18 protein-coding genes are annotated in these 21,899 nt (G+C 73.5%); 6 read left to right on the top strand and 12 right to left on the bottom strand.

The genetic code is table 11. The features are described 5' to 3' along the window. Positions 1-92: 92 nt before the first annotated feature. Positions 93-923: an NAD(+) synthase gene (gene nadE / locus NQU55_RS19490; RefSeq protein WP_168096906.1), complete on the bottom strand. Its 831-nt coding sequence runs from the start codon at positions 921-923 to the stop codon at positions 93-95. A gap of 142 nt (positions 924-1,065) precedes the next feature. Then, a complete protein-coding gene (locus tag NQU55_RS19485; RefSeq protein WP_168096907.1) occupies positions 1,066-1,479 on the bottom strand; it encodes a hypothetical protein in 414 nt (137 codons plus the stop codon). A 604-nt stretch (positions 1,480-2,083) separates the two neighbouring features. On the opposite strand from NQU55_RS19485, the gene NQU55_RS19480 reads away from it, so the two are divergent. After that, positions 2,084-2,911: a DUF4232 domain-containing protein gene (locus NQU55_RS19480; protein WP_256790904.1), complete on the top strand. Its 828-nt coding sequence runs from the start codon at positions 2,084-2,086 to the stop codon at positions 2,909-2,911. Between the two features lie 46 nt (positions 2,912-2,957). Here NQU55_RS19480 and NQU55_RS19475 read toward each other — a convergent pair whose 3' ends face one another. From NQU55_RS19475 to NQU55_RS19460, 4 genes are all read right to left on the bottom strand, one after another. Continuing rightward, positions 2,958-3,374 carry an SHOCT domain-containing protein gene (locus NQU55_RS19475; RefSeq protein ID WP_168096870.1) on the bottom strand — a complete coding sequence of 139 codons (417 nt, stop codon included), beginning with the start codon at positions 3,372-3,374 and terminating at the stop codon, positions 2,958-2,960. Further along, the gene (locus NQU55_RS19470; protein WP_256790903.1) at positions 3,371-4,714 is read right to left on the bottom strand and encodes a hypothetical protein; all 1,344 of its coding nucleotides are present in this window, start codon (positions 4,712-4,714) and stop codon (positions 3,371-3,373) included. Before NQU55_RS19470 ends, NQU55_RS19475 begins: the two co-directional genes overlap by 4 nt. A gap of 168 nt (positions 4,715-4,882) precedes the next feature. Continuing rightward, positions 4,883-5,080 carry a DUF8691 family protein gene (locus NQU55_RS19465; RefSeq protein ID WP_168095624.1) on the bottom strand — a complete coding sequence of 66 codons (198 nt, stop codon included), beginning with the start codon at positions 5,078-5,080 and terminating at the stop codon, positions 4,883-4,885. Between the two features lie 210 nt (positions 5,081-5,290). After that, positions 5,291-8,032, bottom strand: a complete 2,742-nt coding sequence (locus NQU55_RS19460) for a winged helix-turn-helix domain-containing protein (RefSeq protein WP_168095623.1) — start codon at positions 8,030-8,032, stop codon at positions 5,291-5,293. A 240-nt stretch (positions 8,033-8,272) separates the two neighbouring features. Between NQU55_RS19460 and NQU55_RS19455 the strand changes: the two genes are divergently transcribed. Together NQU55_RS19455 and NQU55_RS19450 are read left to right on the top strand one after the other, a co-directional pair. Continuing rightward, complete coding sequence (locus NQU55_RS19455) at positions 8,273-9,922, top strand: MFS transporter (RefSeq protein ID WP_256790902.1); 1,650 nt, start codon at positions 8,273-8,275, stop codon at positions 9,920-9,922. Continuing rightward, positions 9,919-10,458, top strand: coding sequence for a potassium channel family protein (locus NQU55_RS19450; protein WP_168093916.1), 540 nt, complete (start codon positions 9,919-9,921; stop codon positions 10,456-10,458). Before NQU55_RS19455 ends, NQU55_RS19450 begins: the two co-directional genes overlap by 4 nt. Before the next feature lie 7 nt (positions 10,459-10,465). On the opposite strand, the gene NQU55_RS19445 is transcribed toward NQU55_RS19450, so the two are convergent. Continuing rightward, entirely contained in the window at positions 10,466-11,821 is a 1,356-nt protein-coding gene (locus NQU55_RS19445; protein ID WP_168093917.1) for a diacylglycerol/lipid kinase family protein, read from the bottom strand. A 142-nt stretch (positions 11,822-11,963) separates the two neighbouring features. Here NQU55_RS19445 and NQU55_RS19440 point away from each other — a divergent pair, with 142 nt between their 5' ends. Next, entirely contained in the window at positions 11,964-12,953 is a 990-nt protein-coding gene (locus NQU55_RS19440) for a hypothetical protein (protein ID WP_168093918.1), read from the top strand. Between the two features lie 5 nt (positions 12,954-12,958). Then, positions 12,959-14,368 carry a DUF2252 domain-containing protein gene (locus tag NQU55_RS19435; RefSeq protein WP_168093919.1) on the top strand — a complete coding sequence of 470 codons (1,410 nt, stop codon included), beginning with the start codon at positions 12,959-12,961 and terminating at the stop codon, positions 14,366-14,368. A 51-nt stretch (positions 14,369-14,419) separates the two neighbouring features. Here NQU55_RS19435 and NQU55_RS19430 read toward each other — a convergent pair whose 3' ends face one another. The 5 genes from NQU55_RS19430 to NQU55_RS19410 form a co-directional block, all read right to left on the bottom strand. Further along, entirely contained in the window at positions 14,420-15,757 is a 1,338-nt protein-coding gene (locus NQU55_RS19430; protein WP_168093920.1) for a cation:proton antiporter domain-containing protein, read from the bottom strand. Positions 15,758-16,009: 252 nt separating this feature from the next. Then, positions 16,010-17,155: an XdhC family protein gene (locus NQU55_RS19425; protein ID WP_168093921.1), complete on the bottom strand. Its 1,146-nt coding sequence runs from the start codon at positions 17,153-17,155 to the stop codon at positions 16,010-16,012. Further along, on the bottom strand, positions 17,148-19,289 hold the full coding sequence (locus tag NQU55_RS19420) for a xanthine dehydrogenase family protein molybdopterin-binding subunit (protein ID WP_168093922.1): 2,142 nt from the start codon (positions 19,287-19,289) through the stop codon (positions 17,148-17,150). The genes NQU55_RS19425 and NQU55_RS19420 overlap by 8 nt, the downstream gene beginning before the upstream one ends. Continuing rightward, the gene (locus NQU55_RS19415) at positions 19,286-20,278 is read right to left on the bottom strand and encodes an FAD binding domain-containing protein (RefSeq protein ID WP_168093923.1); all 993 of its coding nucleotides are present in this window, start codon (positions 20,276-20,278) and stop codon (positions 19,286-19,288) included. Before NQU55_RS19415 ends, NQU55_RS19420 begins: the two co-directional genes overlap by 4 nt. Continuing rightward, complete coding sequence (locus NQU55_RS19410; protein ID WP_168093924.1) at positions 20,275-20,943, bottom strand: 2Fe-2S iron-sulfur cluster-binding protein; 669 nt, start codon at positions 20,941-20,943, stop codon at positions 20,275-20,277. Before NQU55_RS19410 ends, NQU55_RS19415 begins: the two co-directional genes overlap by 4 nt. A 335-nt stretch (positions 20,944-21,278) precedes the next feature. Here NQU55_RS19410 and NQU55_RS19405 point away from each other — a divergent pair, with 335 nt between their 5' ends. Further along, complete coding sequence (locus NQU55_RS19405; RefSeq protein ID WP_168093925.1) at positions 21,279-21,857, top strand: TetR/AcrR family transcriptional regulator; 579 nt, start codon at positions 21,279-21,281, stop codon at positions 21,855-21,857. Positions 21,858-21,899: the final 42 nt, after the last annotated feature.

Genomic DNA, 21,899 nt, shown 5'->3' with positions numbered 1-21,899 from the left:
GCCTCCGGGGCTCCCCAAGTCGAAGGCCCTCCTGCCCGGGCAGGAGGGCCTTCGACTTGGGGCCTTCGACTCAAGGCCTTCGGCTCAGGACCTCAGGGAGCGATGGGCAGCTGACGCTTGTGGTCGGTGAGGCGGTAGCGGCGGACGATCGTGTCGAAGGCGCGCTCGTCCACCGGCTTGCCCTCCAGGAAGTCGTCGATGTCGTCGTAGGTGACCCCGAGCGCGTCCTCGTCGGCCTTGCCCGGGTCGAGGGTCTCCAGGTCGGCCGTCGGGGTCTTCCACACCAGCTCGGCGGGCGCGCCCAGCGCGTCCGCGACGGCGCGCACCCGGCGCTTGGTCAGGCCGGTCAGCGGCACCAGGTCGGCGGCGCCGTCGCCGAACTTGGTGAAGAACCCGGAGACCGCCTCGGCGGCGTGGTCGGTGCCGACGACCAGCCCGTCGTGGGCACCGGCCACCGCGTACTGGGCGATCATGCGCTGCCGGGCCTTGATGTTGCCGTGCACGAAGTCCTGGTGGTGGGCGTCGCGGAAGCCGACGCCGGCGGCCAGCGCGGCGTCGAGCGCGGCGTCGCTCGCGGGCTTGATGTCCACGGTCAGCAGGTGGTCGGCCTGGATGAACGAGAGCGCGAGCTGCGCGTCGTGCTCGTCGGCCTGGACCCCGTAGGGCAGCCGCATCGCGTAGAAGCGCGCCTCGTGCCCGGCGGCCCGGGCCCGCTCCACGGCGAGCTGGCACAGCCGGCCGGCGGTGGTGGAGTCGACGCCGCCGCTGATGCCGAGCACGAGGGAGCGCAGGCCGGTGGAGGTCAGCCGTTCGGCGAGGAAGGCCACCCGGCGCTCGATCTCCCGCTCGGCCTCGAAGGTCTCGGCGACCTCCAGTTCCCGGGCGATCTCCTGCTGCAGGGCGATGGACGCCGTCTCGCTCACGTCTGCTCCTCGTTGCGCTTCACGATGTGCTGTCGCGCCCACCCTAGCGGGGCCGTGTTCGAGCAGGTCGAAGCGGTTCCTGCGACGAGCGCGAGCGAGCCCGCGGGGGCGTGCAGCGTGCGCTGCGTGCGCGGCGCGCGGGTCACGGTGCGGCGGCGGTCAGGCGGACGGAGCTCAGGTGGGTGCCGGGGCCCGCGGGGCGCGTCAGCCGCATGCCGGCAGGTACGTCTCCGAGGGCCTCGGTCACTTCTCGGTGCGGGTGGCCGAAGAGGTCGATGTCCTGCCAGACGACCGGTGTGGTGGCCGCGGTGCTCGGCGCGTCGCCGATCCGGTCGAGAACGACGGAGTCCATCCCCTCGCCGTGCCTGCTGCCGATCAGCAGCGAGACGCCTCCGTACTCGGCGGCGAACGACCAGTACAGCCCGCACACCCATGTCTCACGGACGTCGCACAGCGTGGCGAGGGTCCACTGCGCCGGGCGTTCGGCCATGCCGAAGGCCAGCGTCCCGGCTCCGCGTGGCAGGACGATCCCGGTCCGGGGCAGCAGCTCGAACATCCCGCGACGGTACCCGGTCCGGTGACGCCCCGGGCGGGGTGCGCTCCGCCCTGACAGCCGGCGGCGGCCCGTGGTCCGCGACCTCGACGCGTTCGTCGAACCCCGGCAGAAGACGCTCACCGACGGGACGCTGACGGAGTTCTCCGAATGGGAGGTTCGGTGCGCGATCTGCCCGAAGATTTCGGTCCGCTCGGCGTAGCTCGTCCTCCAGCCGGCAGGTGTCCGGACCCCGCGCGGCTCTCGCCGCCGACGGCGGTCCGGGCCGGGCAGAAGCCGGCTGACTGTTCGTCTGTGGCGGGACTGTGACGCGGGATTGTGGTGTGCGCCACGGCGGGCCGTGGTGCGGTCCTGGTCGAATCGGCACATGCTTCGTGTCCTTCGCGCATTTCCCGTCGCCCTCACGGGCGTCCTGCTGCTCACGGCGTGCGGTCCTCAGGTGGCAGGATCGGGGGACGACGGCCCGGCGCGGAGGCAAGGGTCCGGGTCCGGTTCTCCCAGCGCTTCCGGTGCACCCTTGTGCGGGGCCCCGGCATCCGGTCAGGCCTCCGCGCCCGGCTCATCGGCCGTGCCGGGCGGTGCTGCCGGAGAGCCGGGCAAGGACAGCGTGAGGATCACCGATGTGAGCCCGGGCGTGCTTCCCTGTGCCGGGTTCGAGGTCACCAACCACAAGAGCGAACCCTTTACGTACACGATCACCTTCACCTTCGCGTCGGAATCCGGTGAGGCGCTGGAGACGGGGAAGGAGACGGTGCCCTCGGTCGGGCCCGGGCGGACCGTGAAGCGCACGGTCACCATGAGCGAACGCGGTCCGGGCGACCGGAAGCCCATCACGGATGTGCGGATCACGAAGGTGAGGAGCGTCCCCGCCGCCGAAGCCCCGTCCCGAGGGGGCGCCTGCCCGTCGTCGGGAGTGCACGTGTACGCGGACGAAGGGGACGCCGCCATGGGGCTGCGCGTCGTGGGGCTCCTGCTGGAGAACTGCGGCACCCGGCCCTACCGGCTCAACGGCTACCCGCAGCTCCAACTCCTCGACGGGGACCACCGGCCCGTGGACGGCGTGAAGATCCTCCGTGGCGGCGGTGCCATCGCGACCGGGACCGGAGCCGACGGGGAACCGCAGCAGCTGGTCCTGCAACCCGGCGAGCGGGCGCACTCCGGTCTGGTCTGGCGCAACACCACCGGGGGCGGCGATGCCGTGAACGTCCCCTACGCGAGGGTGCGGCCGGAGCCCGGTGCTCCGCCGGTGATGGTGACGCCCGAACTCGACCTGGGCACGACGGGGCAGCTCGGGGTCGGCCCATGGAAGAAGGACGAGACGCGCGCACCGGGCGGCGGTGGTACGCCGCCCGGTGCGCAGGCCCCTGACAGGCCGTCCGCCGCGAGGCCCCCCGCCTCGGCGCCGCCTGCGGCCGGTGTCCCGGCCCGGCCGTAGGAGGTTCCCCGTCCCGGTGCCGCCCGGGGAGCCCTGCCCGTGCACGTCAGTGCAGGATCTTCTCCTTCGCGCGGCGGAACTCCTCGTCGGTGATGTCTCCTCTGGCGCGGATCTCCGAGAGCTTCATGAGCTCGTCGGCCTCGCTCTTGCGGCCCGTGCCGCCGGCCGTCTCGCGGATGTAGTGGTCGAGCGCCTCCTGTTGCGCCTGGAGGTGACGCCGTTCGCGGGAGCCCATGCTCCGGCCGCGCGCGAGGACGTAGACGAAGACGCCCAGGAAGGGCAGCAGGATGGTGAAGAAGAGCCAGCCGGTCTTGGCCCAGCCGCTGAGCGTGTCGTCGCGGAAGATGTCGGCGATCACACGGAACAGCAGGATGAACCACGAGACCCACAGGACTATCCAGAGGACGGTCCAGAACGCGCCCAGGAGCGGATAGTCGTAGGCCAGGTTTACGTACTCGTTCATGATCGGGTCCTTTGTTCTTCCGCGCCCTCCCCGGTGGAGGCGGCGCCGAGTACCGCGAGGACGGCCAGGACGACGACGGCGATGCACAGGATCAGGGCGACCACGGCGGCCGTCGGGTAGTTCCACAGGACCAGCGCCACGACCGCTGCCACGATGACGATGCCGGTCGTCCAGCGCCGGCGCGTCTCCAGCCAGTGGCCCGTGGCACCGGTGCGCAGACCGGAGCGGGCCATGGCCCGACCGGTGGCACCGGTGGCCCGGGAGCTCGCCGAGCGGATGAACCGGGCGCCGCGTCCGGGTCCGTAGAGGTAAGCGGCCACGGCCGTGATGACCGCCGTGACGAGGACCGTGCGGGTGCTGTTGCGCAGGAAGCGGACGAAGGTGTCGTAGACCGCGGCGGCCGCGTCCGAGGGCAGAGTGGTGGTCGGGACGGAGTCGAGGTAGATGCGCCGCGCGATGACGAGTCCCACCAGCAGCAGCACCATCATCACGCCGATACCGATGGCCGTGACCATGAGGGCCACCCTGTGCGCGGGTGCCGCCCACACGGCGAACGCGGCCAGAACGATCACGACGACGGGCAGCCACGTCCCGACGACGTTGAGCAGACGCATGGTGTTCTGGGCGTCGTCGAGCTTGTCGGTCTGGAACAGGGGGATCGTCTTGTCGACGTCCGGGATGTTCGCGGCCTTCTCGTAGCCGTCGGCGACCAGCTTCTCCTTGACCTTGTCGATGACCGTTCCCAGGTCCAGGACGACGGAGTCGCCCTTGGCCTCCACGGCGCTGTTCCCCTCGCCGGTGAGCGTCTTGACCAGGGCCGCGTGGGCCTTGCGGTTCGCGCCGTCCCACAGCTGAGCGAACTGGTCGCTCGTGATGACCTTGTCGATCACGGTGTGCACGGCCGAGGTGATGGCGTTCTTGAGGGGGCCGGCGAGGAGGTGCGACTTGTCCACGACGGCCGGCGGGGCGTCCGTCCTGGCGAGCGCGTTGCTCAGGGAGTCGGTGATGCCCTTGACGTCGACGTTGTCGACCACGCGGGTGGTCAGCCGGTCCGTGACGGCGTTCTGTACGGCCGGGTCCTTGGCCAGCGGGGCGACGGTCTGCACGTAACGGTCGGTGTCCGAGACCTGGCTGTCGGCCCAGGCCGCAACGACCGCGAGGGGCGACAGCACGAAGGCGAGCACCAGCAGGACGGAGGCGCCGGCATAGCGCAGCCGCCGGTGGTGCAGGGTCTCGCGCTTCCGAAGGCGCGCATAGTCGCGGCGTTCGCTGGGGGTCAGCGGTCCGTCGCCGTACGGGGCGCCGGATCCCTGGGGGCCGGGGGCGCGAGGCGGGTCCATGGCCTGCTCCCTCCTTCGGGTGGCAGGTGCCGCCGGGAGCGGGCACGCGCCGAAGATCGAAGGGCTCGTCTCACGCACAGGGTCGGCGCCTTCCGGCGTGCCCCGCATCACCCGCAACGGATGAGCCGGGGCGTACGCCACTCCGCCGTGCGGGCGGACGCCGCCCCGTCATCCGGGCAGGCGGCGCATCTCCTCCACCTTCAGGCCGAGGTTCTGGAAGCGCGCGAGGAGCCCGAACAGGTGGGCCTCGTCCGTGACGGTGCCGAAGAACAGCGTCTGCCGCGAGACCGGTTCGGTCGCCAGTTCCGGGAACGCCTCGGTCATGAGGGGGGAGACGTCACCCGTCACGCGGAATTCGTAGCGCATGGTCGAACTGCCTTTGCCGTCGAGGCACACGTGGTGCATGCGCTGCATGCGCCCATCGGTGGCAGCGTGCACGCATGCGAAGGCATCCGCCACCACCCGGAACAGGCGGTCCGTCGGCAACAGGCGGTCCGTCGGCAACGGACGTGCAGTGGTCAACGGACGTGCAGTGATCAACGGACGTGCAGTGATCAAGGGAAGGAAGTGCAGTGGTCACAGGATGTGCAGTTCCCTGCCCCGCTCCACGGCGTCGCGGCGCCGCGAGACGCACAGCTTGCGGTAGACGCTCCGCAGGTGGGTCTTCACGGTGTTCACGGAGAGGGTGAGCTCGGCGGCGATCTCGTCGGAGGACATCATCTTCTGGACGCACACCAGGACGTCGCGTTCACGGCTGCTGAGGGGCTGGACGACGCCGGGGGCCGGCTCGCCTTCCCCGTGCGCGCTCAGCCAGGCCCCCCGGTCCGGTGCGGGACCGGCACCGCCCGCCTTGTTCAGCAGGTGGCGCAGCCAGGGATCGGCTTCGGCGAAGGGCCGGCGCAGCCGCTCGGGCCGGGCGGTCTCCAAGGCCCGGTCGAGCAGGCACTGAGCAGTCGCCCGGTCGTCGGCCAGGAGCGCGGCGTGGGCCCGGAGCAGCAGAGCGCCCACCCGGTCCGGCAGGCTCAGGTCCGGGGAGTCCTCGGCGCGGGCCAGCAGCCGCAGGGCGCGGTCGGTGTGTCCGGCGGGCAGGTGGGAGCGGGCGAGGGCGACGAGGGGCGCCGGTCCGTCGGCCGGGGTGCCGTGTACGGCGGCGACGGCGGTTCGGTGGTCCCCTCGGGCCAGCGCCACGGCCGAGCGCGTGAGCGCGACCCGTTGGAGGGACCACGGCGCGCCGTCCGTTCCCGGGCGGGGGAGGGCGGCGAGGGCTGCCTCCCGGTGCCCCCGGGCCAGTTCCAGACGGGACCGCAGCACCGCCGCTTCGGTCGCCAGGACCGGGTCTTCCCGCACGTCAGGGCAGGCGAGGGCCTGTTCGAGCCGGCGCCGGGCGACTTCCTGGTCGTTCCGTTCGAACGCCACCAAGGCCAAGGCGAGGTATCCGGCGCCGGACCGGTGGTCCGGCGGGGCGCCGTACTGGTCGGCCACGACCAGCGACCGCAGCGCGTGGTCCTCTGCCGAGGTCAGGGCACCCGCGGCGCTCTCCGTCAGTGCGAGCAGGCCGAGGGACATGTGCTGTACGGGGAGAGACGCCTCGGCCGTACAGGCGTCGGCGGCTCCGGCGGCCTCGGTCGCCCCGACGGCCCCGACGGTCCCGAGAGACCCGACGGCCCCAACAGCCTCGGCAGCCTCGGCGGAAAGCCGGCGGGCATCGGCGAGACGACCGGAGCCCAGGAACGCCCGGGCGAGGCCGTACAGCCTCAGCCCCTCGATCTCGGGGTGCGCCAGGAGGCGTTCGAGCGGTATCCGCCCCATCGAGTCCGAGACGGCCCGCGCCGATGCCTCCACCCGCTCCTCCGCCCGCTCCTCCACCTGCGATGCGCACAGGAGGTGCAGCAGTGCGTGGGTGAGCCCGGCCTCCGGATCCGGCTCGGCGCCGTTCCGCCGCAGGTGTTGTTCGGCCACGGCGAGGCGCTCGCGGCACCCGGCTCGGTCATGCCGTGCCAGCCTGAGCGCGGCTGCCACGAGGGCCGGTTCGGCCCCGTCCGCAGAAGGCGGCATGCGGGAGAAGGCGCGCTCGGCAGGCCCGGCCTCCGGAGCGGTGCACAAGGACCCCACCATCAGCCGGCGAACGGCCTCGGAGGCGCCGAACTGCCAGTCCCCGGCTTCCGCGGCGTGCTCCAGCGCCTCGACGGTGCGGCCCTCTCCGGCCAGCCAGCGGGCGGCGCGGGCGTGCAGCCGCGGTACGAGAGCGGGGTGCCGTATGCGCAGCTGGGCGCGGAGCACCCCGGCGAACAGCGGGTGGACCCGGCACCAGGGCGTGCCGGGGACGGGGTCGACGAAGGCGTTCTCGTGGGTCAGCCGGGTCAGGACCGCCTCGGCGTCCTTGCGCCCGGTCAGGGCGTTCACCAGGTCCGGGTGGAGGCGGTCGAGGATGCTCGCGCGCAGGAGCAGTTCTCTGGTGGCGACGGGCTGGGCGTCGAGCACCTCGGCGGTCAGATAGCCCGATACCGCCTGCTCGGAGCCGGTGAACGAGCGGGTGAAGCCGTCCGGATCGCCGGTGCGCTGCACGGCCAGGGCGCACAGCCTCAGACCGGCGGCCCACCCTTGGGTGCGCTGCGTCAGGGCGCGGACGACGTCGTCCCCCGGCTTGACGCCGTGCCCGCGCAGCAGCGCGGCCGCCTCGTGCGGGGTGAAGGCCAGGTCGGCGCCGCGGATCTCCGTCAGCCGGCCCTCGGCCCGGTAGCGGTGGAGCGGCAGCAGCGGGTCCAGCCGGCTGGTCACGACCAGCCGCAGCAGCGGCCCGCAGTGTTCGAGGAGGAATTCCAGGCCGGCCGGTACCCGTCGGCCCGCCGCCTTCTCGAAGCCGTCGAGGACGAGGACCACGGGTCCGGGCAGGTGCTCCGTCGCGGCGGCGAGCCGGGTCAGCAGGGAGCTGCCGACGCTGCCGGGGCAGGCCGGCACGGGGATGCCGCCGGGCAGCTGCCGGGGGAGAGCGCGCCGCAGGGCTTCCACGACGTAGCTCCAGAAGACGCCCGGTGCTCCGTCGTACGGGTCGAGCGTCAGCCACGCCACGGGCCCGGGAGGCTCGCCGTCCCGCGCCCACGCGGCGGCGAGGGTGGTCTTCCCCGCGCCTGCGGGACCGGTGATCAGGGTCATCGGTCCGTCCGTGGCCGCACCGAGCCTGTCGAGCAGCCGGTGCCGGGGGACGTGGGCGCGCGGGGCGGGAGGTACCGAGAGCTTCGCGGCGAGCAGGGGATCACCGGACCAGGCCAGTGTCGTTCCGTGCCCGCCGCCGGGGACGTGGGCGCCGGTCGGAGGCATCCGATCACCACCGTGCTAGACCGCTCCTCTGTCCTCCATCTTCACCACGTCCGACCGTTGATCGCACACGGACCCGCTCCGGGGTCCGGCCGGTCCGGATCTCCTGGGCCGCAGGGCGACACACCCTGACGAAAGCGTCGAAAACGCCGACCGTTCGCCGTGCGGTTCTAGAGTGCGATCAACCTGATCAACCCGACTAAAAGGATTAAACGGGATCCGGAGCGCGGAAGGGGCGCAGGCGTGAAGCGATGGCGGGCCCTGATCGTGCTCGGCACGGCCCAGTTCCTGATGGTGCTGGACACGTCCGTGATGAACGTCTCGATCAGCACGCTGGTCGAGGACTTCGACACCGAGGTCACGGCGATCCAGGCCGTCATCACCCTCTACACCCTGGTCATGGCCGCCTTCATGATCACCGGAGGAAAGCTCGGTGACGCGTTCGGGCGCCGCAGGGCGTTCGCGGCCGGCCTGGTCGTCTACGGAGTGGGGTCCGCCGTCACCTCGCTGGCGCCGTCGCTGTGGGTACTGGCGGTCGGCTGGTCGGTGGTCGAGGGACTCGGCGCCACCCTCGTCCTCCCCGCGCTCGCGGCGCTCGTCGCCGGCGCGTACCGCGGGCGGGAACGGGCGGTCGCCTACGGCGTCGTCGGCGGGCTGGCCGGAGCCGGCATCGCCGTGGGGCCGCTGCTCGGCGGATGGGTGACGACGTACCTGACCTGGCGGCTGGTGTTCGCCGGCGAGGTCGTGGTCGTCATCGCCATGCTGTGTGTCGTGCGGTGGATCCCGGACACCCCGCCGGAGCCGAAGACCGCCCTGGACAAGGGAGGCGTCGTGCTGTCGGCGGCCGGGCTGGCCCTCGTCGTCCTCGGCGTCCTGCAGAGCAGCTCCTGGGGGTGGCTGAAGCCCCGTAACCCGCCCTTCACCGTCTTCGGTTTCTCCCCGACCGTGTTCGTCATCGCCGCGGGGGCCGTCGGCCTGTGGCTGTTCTGCGTCTGGGAACGGCGACAGCAGGCGCGGGGGAGGGAGCCCCTGATGCGCCTGTCGCTGTTCGGGGTGCCGCCGCTGAGGGCCGGGCTGACGATGCTGCTCTGCCAGAACCTCGTCCTGCTGGGCCTGTTCTTCGTCATCCCGCTGTACCTCCAGGTGGTGCAGGGCTTCGACGCCTTCCAGACCGGCCTCCGGCTGCTGCCCGTGTCGGTGACCATGCTGCTGTCCGCCATGGCCGGGCCGCTGTTCGGCCGGATCGCCACGCCCAGGACCGTGGTGCGGTGCGGCCTGCTGGTGCTCGTGGCGGCCCAGGTGTGGCTGCTGGCCACGATCGAGCCCCGGATCGACAACCTCTCCTTCGGCCTGGCGATGGGCGTCCTCGGCCTGGGCATGGGGCTCCTCGCCTCCCAGTTGGGCAACGTCGTGCAGTCCAGCGTCGGGGAGGAGGAACGCAGCGAAGCGGGCGGCCTGCAGTACACCGCGCAGAACCTCGGCTCGTCCCTGGGCACCGCGCTCATCGGCTCCCTGCTGATCGGCGCCCTGGTCCATGCCTTCACCACGCAGATCGACGACAATCCGAAGATCTCGGACGCGGCGCGTCAGCAGGCCGGCATCGCCATGGAGGCCGGGGTCAGCTTCGTCAGCACGGACCAGGTGCGCGGCGCCGCCGAAAAGGCCTCGCTCCCGTCGTCCGAAACCGACGCGCTCGTCGACTCGTACGCCACGGCGCAGCTCGACGCCCTCAAGGCCTCGATCCTCGCCGCCGCGGCCATCACCCTCGGCGCCTTCCCGTTCACCCGCCGCCTGCCGGCCGAACAGCTGACGGCGGAGACAGGGACGGGGAAGACGGGGACGGGGAAGACGGGGAAGACGGGGACGGAGAAGCCGGGGGAGGGCGGCCGGTGAGCGTGGTCCTGCGGCCCATCGGCACCGCGACCGGTCTGGTCCTCGCCTACTACCTCCTCCCCCTGGACAAGAAGTTCGAGGGAAGCAACGCCGTGGGCCTCGTCCTCGGCCTGGCCGTCGTGGCGGCCCTCTTCACCTGGCAGATCCGCTCGATCATGCGCTCCTCCCGGCCCCGTCTGCGCGCCGTCCAGGCACTGGCCACCACCGTGCCGCTGTTCCTGCTGCTCTTCGCGGCCACCTACTACCTCATGGAACAGACCGGACCGGGCGGCTTCAGCGAGCCCCTCAACCGGACCGACGCCCTGTACTTCACGCTCACGGTCTTCAGCACCGTCGGCTTCGGCGACATCAGCCCCCGCACCGAACCGGCACGGGTCGTCACCATGGTGCAGATGGTGGGCGACATCCTGCTCATCGGCGTCGCCGCCCACGTCGTCGTCGGGGCGGTCCAGCACGCTCTCTCGCGCGGGAACGCCGGCGGGCCACCGCCTGCCGCCGGGCCGTCAACGGGCCCCGGGAGCTCCGGCCGCGGGTAAGGCACGGTCACCGGCGGGCCGTGAACGCGAGCTCCCACAGCCGCGGCCAGTCCAGCCGCGGCCGCGCCTGCGGAACCCCCGGACGGTGCCGGGGAACCCGCACCCGGAGCGCGCCGGGCTCCGACACGCAGCGCACCGGCGTGGGCAGGGCCAGCGCTTCGCCGTCGATGCCGACCTGCACCTCCGGCCGGTCGGCGTCGACGACGATCTCGCCGGAAGTGAGGGCCACCAGGCCGGGCGCGCGCCTGCCGCGGAGTAGATCGGCCGCCTCCACCGCGCTGTCGGCCTTGACGCTCACCAGCCCCAGCACTCCGCCGTCGAGCCGGTCGCGCCGGCCCAGCCCGGCACGGTCGCCCACCCGGTACGGGTTGTTGCTGACCAGTACGGCCTGCGGGCCGTCGACGGCCGCCGCACCGGCGGCGCGGACCGTCAGCCGCGGGCCGTTCTGGTGGGTCAGCACGTCGGGCAGCAGCCGCAGCAGGGTGCCGACCTTGTCGTCGCGGTACGCCGGGCTCTGCACGACCTCCGCGTACGCGCCGAAGGAGGCGTTGTTGACGAAGACGCGCCCGCCGACCCGCCCGAGGTCCACCCGCAGCTCCACCCCGTGGGTGAGCGCTTCCAGGCTCCGGGACGGATCCTCGCGGTCGAGCCCGAGGTCCAGGGCGAAGTGATTGCGCGTCCCGGCCGGGATCACCACGAACGGCACGCCGTGCTCGGCCGCCACATCCGCCACCAGCGCCTGCGTACCGTCGCCACCCGCCACGCCGAGCAGGTCCGCGCCCCGTGCGAGGGCCTCGCGGGCGAGCTCGGCGACGTCCCAGGACGGGGTGGTGGAGCCGAGGACCACGACCTCCGCGCCCAGGGCCTCGGCCTTCTCCTTCAGCCGGAAGCGCCCCACCTTCCCGCCGCCCGAGCGAGGGTTCATCAGCAGACAGGCATGCCGGGGCGGCGCGACGGGCCGGCCGGGAGCCGTGGTCGCGGGGGCCGCTTCCGCCCTCAGCGCGGCCCAGCCGGCAGCGGCGGCGAGCGCCCACAGCGCCACGGAGACGAGGACGAGCCAGAGCAGGTTCGCCGCGGCGTACGACGCGAGCACGGCCACCGGGGCCGCCACGGCCAGGACCAGTGCGAGGCCTCTCACCACGCCCCGGCGCGTCAGGGCCCACCACCCGGCCGCCGCCGCAACGACCAGGCCGGCCAGCCCCACGGCCACCAGTGCCACGCTCTTGAACCCCGCCACGGACAGCAGGAGCATCGCGGCACCGGTGGTCGCCGCGACCGCCAGTCGTGCACACCAGCGCTGCCCCGCCCCTCCGCGGGCGACGCCACGGCTCACAGAACCATGCCTCGTAGGACCACGCCTCATGGGACCTCCAGCCCTGGGAGTCCTCCGGCCCCCGCGGCCCGGACGACCCCTTTCCCCTATGGTCGCCGCCTGCGGCGGGCGGCGACCACCTCACCCGCAACGGGTGAGGCGGGCCCGGCGTGCCGGGCCCACAGTGGGACCGATGAACGGCGGCGGACGTACCACCGAAGGATCACGACAGGCCCGTACGGCCGAGTCGGCGACGGTACAGGCCCAGGCGCTGCTGCCGATGATCTGGGCGGACCCGCAGCACATGCCCGAGCAGCTGGCCCTCTTCGCGGTGAGGCGCTTCGGGCCCCGGGCCGACGCCTACGTGGCCCGCCGGAAGCAGCGCAAGCCCCTGGCCGGGGACGACGAGCTCCGCCGGGACGTCATCGCCCACGGAACGCGCCTCACGATCGCCGACGGCGCCGTGCTGGGCGGGCCGTTCATGATCACCATGCCCGTCAGCTTCGTCGCGGCCCTGCTCTCCCAGGCCCAGATGGTGATCGAACTGGCCGTCCTCGCCGGACACGACCCCCGGGGCGAGAACCGCGTGGCGGACCTGCTGGTCCTTCAGGACGTGTACCCGTCGACCGAGGAGGCCGCCCGGGCCCTGAGCGAGACGAAGCGCCACCCGCCCGGGGGCCGGGGACGGATCCCCCGGCGGACACGCTGGTCGCTGCTCGTCAGGATGGCGGCGCTCCTCGGCATCGTGGGCGGGGGCGAGAAGCGCAGCCGGCTCCGGCAGGTGGTCTCGACGGCCCTGATCGTGGCCCTGTTCCTCGTGGGCATGGTGCTGCCGCTGATCTGGGTGCCCGCCCTCGCGGTGATCTACCGGCAGAACACCCTGCGACTGGGCGCGAAGACCGTGCGCTACTACACCCCCGACGCCGCGGAGCAGTGGGGCGGACATCGCAAACGGATCGTCCGGGTGCCCACGGTGGCCGGTGTCGCCGCCGTGCTGCGCGTCGTGGCCCTCGCGGTCGTGCCCTTCGTGGTCGCGGCCGTGGCCGCCGTGGCGGGGCTCCGGCTGACCGGCGGGTTCTGGGGGACGTGCCTGCTCGTCCTCGTCGCGGTCTCCCTGTTCGCGGCGGGCGTCTGGTTCGTGCACCGCCGGTCGCGGGGGCGGCGAGGAGGGGACGAGGAGTGACGGACATGGCTTCTTCGAGCGCGCAGGAACCCCGTCCGACGCCGGGCGAACGCGCGGCGTGCGGCAAGGCGGCCCGCCACCGGATGCCGCGCTCGGCCCACGCCCGGTTCGAGCCCCCGGCCGACCGGGGCGACCCCGTGGAGATCCTCAAGCGGCAGAGCGCCGACCGCGTGCCGGAACTCGTCCCGATCCGCTACGGCAGGATGCTGGAGTCGCCGTTCGCGTTCTACCGCGGCGCCGCGGCCGTCATGGCCGCGGACCTGGGTGCCCGGCCCACCACCGGGATCGAGGCGCAGCTGTGCGGAGACGCCCACCTGCTGAACTTCGGCCTCTTCGCCTCGCCCGAGCGCCACCTGGTCTTCGACGTCAACGACTTCGACGAGACCCTGCCCGGGCCGTGGGAGTGGGACGTCGAGCGGCTGGCCGCCAGCCTGGCCGTCGCGGGACGGGAGAACGGCTTCTCGCGGAAACGGCGCGCGGACGTCGTCCGCGGCAGCGTGCGGTCCTACCGGCAGGCGATGCGCGGTTTCGCCGAGATGCGCAACCTCGACGTCTGGTACGCGCACTTCGACGCCGAACGCCTGCGCGTGCTCTTCGCCGACCGGCTCGGCAAGCAGGAGCGCCACCGGGTCTCCCGGGCGATGGAAACCGCACGTCACCGAGACCACCTGCAGGCCTTCCAACGGCTCACCACGGTCGTCGACGGCGCCCGGCGGATCGCCGCCGATCCGCCCCTGCTCGTCCCGCTGAGCGATCTGATGACCGAGGACCGGCGGGCCGAACTCGAGGAACGCCTCCACCTGCTCGTCGAGGCCTACGGCCGCAGCCTCGCCTCCGACCGCCGGTACCTCCTGAGCCGGTTCCGCATGGCCGACGCCGCGCGCAAGGTCGTGGGCGTCGGAAGCGTCGGCACCCGCTGCTGGATCGTGCTGATGCTCGGCAGGGACGAAGACGATCCACTGTTCCTGCAGGCCAAGGAGGCGGGTCCGTCGGTGCTGGCGCCGTACACGAGCCCGAGCGCGTACGGCAACGAAGGACAGCGCGTGGTCTGCGGACAGCGCTTGATGCAGGCCGTCGGCGACATCCTCCTCGGATGGGAGCGTGCCGAAGGGATAGACGGGCGCCGGCGCGACTTCTACGTCCGGCAGCTGCGCGACTGGAAGGGGAGCGCCCGGCCGGAGACGATGTCGCCCGGCCAGCTGCAGCTCTACGGGGAGCTGTGCGGTGCCACCCTGGCCCGCGCCCACGCCCGTTCCGGCGACCGGATCGCGATCGCCGCGTACCTGGGCGGCGGCGAGACCTTCGACCGGGCCGCGGCCGAGTTCGCCGAGGCCTACGCCGACCGGAACGAGCTCGACTTCCGGGCGCTCGGCGAGGCCGTGCGCCGCGGCCGTGTCGCGGCCCGGCGGGCGTGACACGTCCGTGCCCGCCGGTCCGGCGCCACCGGCTCTTCCGCCGGCCCGAGGTCACCGGTTCTTCCACTCGGGTACGACGTGCTCTCCGGTCACCCTGTCGGACACGGCCTCCCGCAGGGACGGCCGACGGGCCTTGGCCCGCTCGTACCACCGGCCGTACCGGTCGGCGAGAGGGACGGACGAGACGCCGTGCAGGAGGATGCCGAGCCCGACGGTGACCGCGATGACCGTGCCCATGAGCCGGGCTCCGGGCGCCTTCTCGGCCGCCACGAGCAGCCCGAGGACGAGGGAGGGCAGGCCGCGGGGCCCGAACCATCCGGTGTAGGCCAGGGTCGGGGGACTCAGCCGGCTGCCCGCGAGCGCGAGGGCGGTGGGCAGCATGCGCACGGCCGTCAGGCTCAGCACCGCGTACGCGACGACGTGCCGGCTCAGGTGCTGGAGTGCGGGGCCGAGCAGCACCGCGCCGAAGACCAGGAAGGTCAGCGAGGCCAGGAAGGCCGCCAGGTGCTCCACGGACTCGAGGGTGTCGTCCTCGGCGTCCTCGGCGTCCTCGACGTCCTGAGCGGCCGGTACGGCCTCCGGCGGCGGTCCCGCGCGCAGGGCGGCCGCGAAGGCGAACCCCGCCACCCACGCGGCGACGAAGGGACTGCCGCCCGTGGCCGCCGCGAGAGCGCCCGCCCCCGCGGCGAGGGCGAGCGGGAGGATGCGGCGCCAGTCGTCGGTGACCCGCCCGGCGGCCCACGACCTGGACAGCAGCACCCCGCCCAGCCCCCCGGCCGCCAGGCCCAGCGCGGGGCTGAGCAGCAGCACCTGCCGGAGGATCCCCGCCACCCCCTGGTGAGAGGCCGCCGTCCCGGGCAGTCCGGCGAGGAGGACGGCGAAGACCGGCAGGACCAGGCACTCGTTCAGCCCGCACTCGGCGTTGAGCCCGTGCCGCACCACCGCGGGGATGCGCCGCGCGAACACGGCGGCCTTGCCCACCGACGCGTCGGTGGGCGCGAGGACCACCCCGACGAGCAGCAACTCCCACCCCGTCAGGCCCGGCAGCAGCGCCCACGCGAGGAGCCCGCCGCCCGCGATGGTCAGCGGCAGCCCGACGGCGAGGAGACGGACGGGCAGGAACCAGCCGTTGCGGAACTCCTCCGAACGGACGGTGGCGGCGTCGGTGAACAGGACCAGCGCCAGTGCCACCTCGGCGAGGGCGAGCACCGGCCCGGTGTCGCGCTCCAGATCCAGCAGCCCGAGGCCGACCGGGCCGATGAGCACGCCCGCGGCGGTGAACACCATCGGGGCCGACACGACGGTCGCGGCCAGCCGCCGGGAGACCAGCGCGTACCCACCGGTGACGGCCGACACCGCGGCCACCGCCCACCCGCCGCTTCCGCTCACAGTCCCTCCTCCGGCCCGCGGCGGCGCGCCGTGCGCCGACGTGACGTCCGCGCCGCCCGGATGCCGGGTGGGACGACCGCCCTCCTCGTGCCCGCGCGGGCGGACCTGTCCAGGAAGAGTGGTCGCTCCTGTGCGCCCTGCGGCACCGGACACGCGGACGCTCACCCGATGGACGCACACCGGCTCCGGACCGGCCCCGCGGCGTATCCGCCGGAGACCGCAGGCTGAAGGGTGACCGGCGACGCAAGGTCTTCAGGCGGCCGCCTCAGCCCTCCGCTCTCCCCCGGCGGCGCGGTGAATGGGCGTGCCCGATCCGGTCAGGGGGGCCCCCGTCCCGCCCCGCCGGGCCGCCACGATCTCCGCCGCGATCGACAGCGCCGTCTCCTCGGGCGTACGGGCGCCGAGGTCGAGGCCGATCGGCGACCGCAGCCGGGCCAGCTCCCGGTCGGTCACGCCCGCGTCGCGCAGCCGCCGGTCGCGGTCCGCATGGGTGCGGCGCGAGCCCATCGCGCCGACGAACGCGACCGGCATCCGCAGCGCCTCCTGCAACAGGGGCACGTCGAACTTGGCGTCGTGGGTGAGCACGCACAGGACCGTGCGCGCGTCGACGGCGGTGCGCCGCAGGTAGCGGTGCGGCCAGTCGACCACGACGTCGTCGGCCCCGGGGAAGCGGGCCCGGGTCGCGAAGACGGGGCGGGCGTCGCACACGGTCACGTGGTAGCCGAGGAACTTGCCCGCGCGCACGAGCGCCGCGGCGAAGTCGACCGCACCGAAGACGATCATGCGGGGCGGTGGCACGCTCGCTTCGACGAGCAGGGTCAGACCACCGGGGCAGTGCGACCCGTCCTCCGAGAGCTCGACCGTGCCGGTGCGGCCGGTGTCCAGCACGGCCCGGGCCTCGGCCGCCGCCGTCCGGTCCAGTTCCGCACGGCCGCCGAGGGTGCCTTCGTACGCTCCGGTGCCGCGCACGAGCAGGAGCCCGCCGAGGAGACCGGCCGGGCCCCGGACGACCCGCGCGACCGCCACCGGCCCGCCCGCGGCGACGGCCGACAGCGCCGACCGGAACGCCGTCCGCCACGGGGCGCCCGCGACGACCGGCGTGACCATGACGTCGATGACCCCGCCGCAGGTGAGCCCGGTCGCGAAGGCGTCCTCGTCGCTGTAGCCGAAGCGTTCGACGACCGTCTCACCGTCCGCCAGCGCCTGCCGGCACAGCTCGTACACCGCCCCCTCGACGCAGCCCCCGGAGACCGAGCCGACGACCGTGCCCCCGCCGTCGACGGCGAGGGCGGCGCCGGGGCCGCGCGGGGCGCTCCCGCTGACGGCCACGACGGTGGCGACGGCGAACTCCCGGCCCTGCCCGGCCCAGCGGTGCAGCTCCCCGGCGATGTCAAGCATGCCGTTCCCCCGTGCTCGTCCCGGCCCGGATGACGCGGTCCGGCCGGATGGGCAGGCTCCGGTGGCGTACGCCCGTCGCGTGCCAGACCGCGTTGGCGACGGCCGCCGCGGCGCCCACGACGCCGATCTCGCCTATGCCGTTGATGCCGACCGGGTCGTCCGGGTCCGGGGCGGGGTCGTCGATCCAGTCCGCCTCGATGTGCGGGACGTCGGCGTGCGTGGCGACGTGGTATCCCGCGAGGTCGGCGCCGTAGTGGCCGCCGGAGGCGCGGTCCCGGACGGCCTCTTCGTGCAGGGCCATGGAGATGCCCCAGGTCATTCCGCCGACGAACTGGTTGCGGGCGGTGAGCGGGTTGACGATCCGGCCGGCCGCGAAGACGCCGAGCATGCGCCGCACCCGTACCTCGCCGGTTCCGGCGTCGACGGCGACCTCGGCGAACTGCGCGCCGAAGGAGTGCCGTTCCTTCGGCGGGAGGGCGTCGACGGCCGCGGTGGTGTCCGACCGCACCGTGATCCCCTGCGGCGGGACGTCGGTGCCCGGTGCGAGCCGCTCGCGCAGCGCGGCGGCCGCGGCGGTGATCGCCCACGCCCAGGAGCGGGTGCCCATCGAACCCCCGGCGATCATCGCCGGTCCGAAGTCGCTGTCCCCGATCCGCACCCGGACGCGGTCCGGCCCGGTCTCCAGCGCGTCGGCGGCCACCTGGGTGAGCGCGGTCCGTGCGCCGGTGCCGATGTCCGCCGCGGAGATCCGTACGGTGAAGGTCCCATCCGCCTCCGCCGTCACGGCCGCGGTCGACGGCCGGGCCATCACCGGGAAGGAGGCCGCCGCCGTGCCGGTGCCGAGCAGCCAGCGCCCGTCGCGGCGCACGCCCGGGCGGGGATCGCGGTCCGCCCAGCCGAACCGGCGGGCGCCCTCCCGGAAGCAGGCGAGCAGGTGGCGGCCGCTGAAGGGCAGGCCGGACACGGGACCCCGTTCGGGCTCGTTGCGCACGCGCAGCTCGATCGGGTCGATGCCGCACTTCTCGGCGAGCTCGTCGAGCGCCGCCTCCAGGGCGAACGAGCCCGGCGCCTCGCCCGGCGCGCGCATCCAGCTCGGGGTCGGCACGTCGAGGCGCACCACCCGGTTGGCCGTGTGGTGGGCGTCCGCGTCGTACATCACCCGGGCTGTGGCGGCGCTCGGCTCGATGAACTCGTACACGGTGGAGGTGAGGCTCAGCGAGCGGTGCTCCAGCGCGCGCAGCCGCCCGTCGGCGTCGGCGCCCAGCCTGACCCGCTGTGCCGTGGGGCTGCGGTAGCCGGCGAGCGAGAACATCTGGCGGCGCGTCAGTACGACCCGCACCGGGCGGCGGAGGGCGGTTGCGGCCATCACAGCGGCCACCTGATGGGCGCGGAGGCCCTTGCTGCCGAACCCGCCGCCGACGTGCTCGGACCGCACCCGGACCGAGGCCGGGTCGAGCGAGAACAGGCTCGCGAGCTCGCTCGCGACCCAGGTGGTGCCCTGGTTGGAGTCGACGACTTCGAGCCTGCCGCCGTCCCAGCGGGCCGTGGCCGCATGCGGCTCCATCGGATTGTGGTGCTCTTCGGGCGTGGTGTACTCCGCGTCCACGACGACGGCGGACGCCGCGAGGCCGGCCTCCAGGTCCCCCTTCTCGACGACGGCCGGCATGTGGCCGTCCAAGGGGTAAGCGTCCGGGCGCTCTCCGGAGAACGCGATGTCGTACGGCTCCTCCTCGTAGTGCACGACGAGCGCTTCGGCGGCCTCCCTGGCCTGCTCGGGCGTCTCGGCGACGACCAGCGCCACGGGCCAGCCCATGCTCGGCACCCGGTCGTGCTGGAACACGGCGCAGGTCGGGTCCGGCGGGACCCCCAGCAGTCCGATGTAGCCGGTGTCGACCCGCGGGGCGTTCCCGTGGTGGAGAACGGTGAGCACCCCCGGCAGCGCGAGGACCGCGTCCGTTTCCAGCGAACGGATACGGCCACGGGCGACGGTGGACGACACCAGCCAGCCGTGGGCGAGCCCGGCGAAGGGGACCTCGGCGGCGTAGCGGGCCGCTCCCGTGACCTTGTCGCGGCCTTCCACCCGGATGCGCGCGGTGCCGACGGCGCCCTTGCGCGCCGTGGGGGCGGTGGTCATCGGGCGGCCTCCTCGGCGAGTTCGGTCAGCACCGCCACCACGAGGTTGCGCATCAGCGTCACCTTGTATCCGTTGTGCGGCAGCGGCTCGGCGGCCGCCAGTTCGGCGTCCGCGGCGGCGGCGAACACCTCGGCGCCCGGCTGCGCCCCGGTCAGCGCCCGCTCGGCCGCAGTGGCCCGCCACGGCCGGGACGCGACCGCACCGAGGGCCAGGCGCGCGTCACGTATCACGCCGTCCCGGACGTCCAGCGCGGCGGCGACCGAGCCGATCGCGAACGCGTACGACGCACGCTCGCGCACCTTCCGGTAGCGGGAGCGTGCGGAGGCCGGAGCGGGAGGCAGGGTGACACCGGTGATCAGCGCTCCCCGCGGCAGGGCGGTCTCCAGGTGCGGCGTGTCGCCCACGGGCAGGTAGAACCCGGTCAGCGGCAACTCGCCCGGGCCGCCGGTCGTCTCGTACGAGACGACGGCGTCGAAAGCCGCCAGCGCCACGGCCATGTCCGAGGGGTGGACCGCCACGCAGTGGGCGGAGGCGCCCAGGATCGCGTGGTTGCGGTGCTCGCCCTCGACGGCGGAGCAGCCGCTGCCGGGGACGCGCTTGTTGCAGGCTCTGGTCACGTCGGCGAAGTAGCCGCAGCGGGTGCGCTGGAGCAGGTTGCCGCCGACCGTGGCCATGTTGCGCAGCTGCCCGGAGGCGCCGGCCAGCACCGCCTGCGCCAGCGCCGGGTAGTGGCGGCGGACGTCGGGGTGCGCGGCGAGGTCGCTGTTGGTGACGGTCGCGCCGATGTGCAGGCCTCCGTCCGCGGTCGGCTCGATGCGGCCCAAGGGCAGCTCGCGCACGTCGACGAGGCGGGCGGGGCGCTCGACGCCGGCCTTCATCAGGTCGACGAGGTTGGTGCCGCCACCGAGGACGCGGGCGCCGGGATCGGCATCGAGCAGTGCGAGGGCGCCGGAGACGTCGAAGACGCGCTGGTATCCGAACTCCTTCATGCGGCTGCCCTCTTGGCCGGCGTGGTCGCGGCGCGCTCGGTGGTCACTGTGTGCTCCGTGGTCACCGTGTGTCCCGTGATCACCGTGTGTCCTGTGGTTTCCGCCCGGACCGCGGCTGCGCGGGAGACCGCCTGCACGATCGACACGTAGGCGGCGCAGCGGCACAGGTTCCCGCTCATCCGCTCCCGTATCTCGTCGTCGGTCAGCGGGGGTGGGCCCGCTTCGGGCCGTACGTCGTCGGTGACGGCGCTCGGCCAGCCCGCCGCGTGCTCCTCGATCACCGCGACCGCCGAGCAGATCTGCCCCGGCGTGCAGTAGCCGCACTGATAGCCGTCCAGGTCGAGGAACGCCTGCTGGACCGGGTGCAGTTGCCCGCCCTCGGCGAGGCCTTCGACGGTGGTGACCGCCCGTCCCTCGGCCGCCACCGCGAGCTGCAGGCAGGCCACGGCCCGGCGCCCGTCCAGCAGGACGGTGCAGGCGCCGCATTGGCCCTGGTCGCAGCCCTTCTTGGTGCCGGTCAGGTCGAGGCGCTCGCGTAACGCGTCGAGGAGGGTGGTGCGGTGATCGACGGTCAGTGTGTGCTTGTCGCCGTTGATGTCCAGGGTGACGGAGCTGTGCGTGGACGAGGGGGGCGATGAGCTCGGTGATGAGGGGGGTGGGGTCACGATCAGCCTTCTTTCGCGTATCCGGGGCGCACCGAGGGGGGCGGGCCGGCAGGCGGACGAAGCAGGAGCCGTATCAGGAACCGGGTGACGAGCCGAGTGAGGAGGCGGAGGTGGAGGGCCGGGCGGGAGATCGCGTGCTGTGCGTACGTGACGACGTGGGTCCGGGAACACTGCGGGCGGCGGAGATCGCGAAGCCGGTGCCGCGACGGCCACCGGCCGGCCGTATCCGCCGCTATGGTGAGCACAAGCGGACAACTGTCCGCTCATTGTGAGCGTAGTGGACAGTTGTCCGGTTAACAAGGGCGGGATTCGGGCACGCGCCGCCGGGAGGACGAGTGCAGGAGAAGAAGGACACGGTTCTGCGGTCGGACGCGAGGCGGAACCGCGAGCGCATCCTCGAAGCGGCGGTGGCCGAGCTGACGCGCTGCCCGGACGCCCCGCTGAGCGCGATCGCCAAGAAGGCGGGCGTCGGGCAGGGCACGTTCTACCGGAACTTCCCCCACCGCGAGGCACTCGTCCTCGAGATCTACCGCTACGAAATGCAGCAGGTCGCCGACACGGCGGCCCAGTTGCTCGAAACGCGGGAGCCGGACCGGGCCCTGCGCGAGTGGATGGACCGCCTCGCGCGGTTCGCCATGACCAAGGCCGGCCTGGCGGACGCCATCCGCATGGCCACCGGCAGGCCCGGGGGACCGGCGAAGCCGGGACACGCCCCGGTGACCGCCGCGGCCGGCCTCCTGCTCCGCGCCAACGAGCAGGCCGGCACCATCCGTCCGGGCGTCTCCCCGGACGACTTCCTCCTCGCCATCGCCGGCCTCTGGCAGATCGACCCCGGCTCGGACTGGCAGCCGCGCGTCACCCGGCTGCTGGACCTCGTCATGGACGGACTGCGCGCGGGAGCGCCGGGGCGGTAGCCGGGCTCGGGGCTCGGGGCTCGGGAGCGAGGCCGGCGCGGG

The sequence above is a fragment of the Streptomyces telluris genome, from assembly GCF_024519335.1.
GTDB lineage: Bacteria > Actinomycetota > Actinomycetes > Streptomycetales > Streptomycetaceae > Streptomyces > Streptomyces telluris.
This window is presented reverse-complemented; position numbering and strand designations above follow the sequence as displayed.